At 69.5% G+C, this 2,699-nt stretch carries 3 protein-coding genes; all 3 read left to right on the forward strand.

Going from position 1 to position 2,699, the window contains the following annotated elements:
• Positions 1 to 234: Rap1a/Tai family immunity protein (locus HUK84_RS14420; protein WP_281362824.1), on the forward strand; the 234-nt coding region annotated here is incomplete at its 5' end.
• Positions 231 to 932: a phosphoribosylformylglycinamidine synthase subunit PurQ gene (gene purQ / locus HUK84_RS14425; protein WP_176640907.1), complete on the forward strand. Its 702-nt coding sequence runs from the start codon at positions 231 to 233 to the stop codon at positions 930 to 932. The genes HUK84_RS14420 and purQ, both read left to right, overlap by 4 nt.
• Before the next feature lie 50 nt (positions 933 to 982).
• Positions 983 to 2,699 (forward strand): phosphoribosylformylglycinamidine synthase subunit PurL (purL, locus tag HUK84_RS14430; protein WP_374729367.1); only part of this gene is annotated, 1,717 nt, incomplete at its 3' end.

Consider the following 2,699-nt stretch of genomic DNA (forward strand, 5'->3'; position numbering starts at 1 on the left):
GCCTATATCGCCGGCCTGGCCGATTCGGTGGCGCTCACCCACGTCTATGACCGCCACCAGGGCGACGCCAACGCGCCGACCGGCTTCTGCATCCCCGCCGGCACCCCCACGCAGGACATGCGCGGCCGTGTCGTCTCCTGGCTGCGCGGCCATTCCGCCCAGCTCTCCAGCCCGGTCGGCGGCCTGGTCTTCACCGCCCTGCATGACGCCTATCCCTGCGGTGGCGGCAAATGAAGGCCGGCATCGTCGTCTTCCCCGGCACGAACCGGGAACGGGACATGGCGATCGCCCTGCGGACGGTCACCGGCCGCGCGCCCGCCATGATCTGGCACCATGACACCGCCCTGCCGGACCTCGATCTGGTGGTCCTGGCCGGCGGCTTCAGCTACGGCGACTATCTGCGCTGCGGCGCCATGGCCGCCCATGCCCCGATCATGGCCGACATCCGGCGCTTCGCCGCCGCCGGGGGCCATATCCTGGGCGTATGCAACGGCTTCCAGATCCTGACCGAGGCCGGGCTGCTGCCGGGCGCGCTGCTGCGCAACGCCGCCCTGCGCTTCCTGTCGCAGGATTGTCACCTGCGCGTCGAACGCGACGACACGCCCTTCACCCGCAAATGGCGGGTGGGCGACGTGTTCCGCACCCCGATGGCCCACGGCGACGGCAACTACATCGCCGATTCCGACACGATCCGCGCGCTCGAGGACGGCAACCGCGTCGCGTTCCGCTACGCGCGGCCCGACGGCCGCGTCGATGCGGGCGATCTGCGGACCAACCCCAACGGCAGCGTGAACGCGATCGCCGGGGTGCTCAGCGAAAACCTGCGCATCTGCGGCATGATGCCGCATCCCGAAGACCTGGTGGACCCGCTGATGGGCGGCGAAGACGGCAAACCCCTGTTCGAGGGGCTGGTGGAGGCTCTGGTCCGATGAGCAGCGCAACGACAAGCAGCGCAACCGGGCAGCGACCCGTCGATCAGGCGATGGCCCGGGAATTCGGACTGACCGCCGACGAATGGGGCAACGTGCTCTCGATCATGGGCCGTACCCCGACCCTGACCGAACTGGGCATCTTCTCGGTCATGTGGTCGGAACATTGTTCCTACAAATCCTCGCGCGTGTGGCTCAAGACCCTGCCCACCACCGCGCCATGGGTAATCCACGGCCCGGGCGAGAATGCCGGCGTGGTCGATATCGGCCAGGGCCTGGCCGCCATCTTCAAGATGGAAAGCCACAACCACCCCTCCTTCATCGAACCCTACCAGGGCGCGGCGACGGGCGTGGGCGGCATCCTGCGCGACGTCTTCACCATGGGCGCCCGCCCGGTGGCCAACCTCAACGCGCTGCGCTTCGGCGCGCCCGACAACCCGCAGACCCGCCGCATCGTCGATGGCGTGGTGCGCGGCATCGGCGGCTACGGCAATTGCGTCGGTGTCCCCACCGTGGGGGGCGAGATCAATTTTCACCCGGCCTATGACGGCAACCCGCTGGTCAACGCCATGACCGTCGGCGTCGCCCGCCAGGACCGGATCTTCCTCTCCGCGGCGGCGGGGGTGGGCAACCCGGTGGTCTATGTCGGCTCGAAAACCGGCCGCGACGGCATCCACGGCGCCACCATGTCCTCGGCCGAATTCGACGAGGACGCGCTGGCCAAGCGCCCGACGGTGCAGGTCGGCGACCCGTTCGTCGAAAAGCTGCTGATCGAGGCGTGCCTGGAACTGATGGCCACCGACGCCATCGTCGCCATCCAGGACATGGGCGCCGCCGGCCTGACCTCGTCCTCGGTCGAAATGGCCGGCAAGGGCGGGGTGGGCATCGATCTCGACCTCGATACCGTGCCCCAGCGCGAACGCGGCATGACGGCCTATGAGATGATGCTCTCCGAAAGCCAGGAGCGCATGCTGATCGTCATCCGGCCCGACCGGACCGAACAGGCCCGCGCGATCTTCGAAAAATGGGAACTGGATTTCGCGGTCATCGGCCACCTGACCGACACCGGCCATATCGTGGTCCGTCACCAGGGCCGCGTCGAAGCCGACATCCCGCTCGAACCGCTGGCCGAACAGGCCCCCATCTATCGCCGTCCCACGTCCCCCACGCCGGCGCCCGCGCCGCTGGGCCCGCTCACCGACCCGGTCGGGATCGAACAGGCGCTGATCCGGCTGATCGGCTGCCCGGACCTCGCCTCGCGCGCCTGGGTCTGGAACCAGTACGACAGCACGGTCGGCGGCCAGACAGTCAAGCGCCCCGGCGCCGCCGACGCCGCGATCGTCAGGATCGAGGACACGTCCCTCGGGCTCGCGCTCACCACCGACTGCACCCCGCGCTATTGCAAGGCCGATCCCCGCACCGGCGGCGCCCAGGCGGTGGCCGAGGCCTGGCGCAACATCGTCGCCACCGGCGCCCGTCCGCTGGCGATCACCGACAACCTCAATTTCGGCTCGCCCGAAAAGCCCGAGATCATGGGCCAGTTCGTCGCGGCGATCGAAGGCATGGGCGAGGCCTGCCGCGCGCTCGACTTCCCGGTCGTCAGCGGCAACGTCTCCCTCTACAACGAAACCCGTGCCCCCGACGGCAGCACGCTCTCCATCCTGCCGACCCCCGCGATCGGCGGTCTCGGCGTGCTCGACGACGTCTCCCGCGCCGTCGGGCTGTCGATGCCGGCGGACGCGGCACTGGTCCTGGTCGGCGCGACACGGG

Source organism: Nguyenibacter vanlangensis (assembly GCF_013376155.1).
Lineage (GTDB): Bacteria > Pseudomonadota > Alphaproteobacteria > Acetobacterales > Acetobacteraceae > Gluconacetobacter > Gluconacetobacter vanlangensis.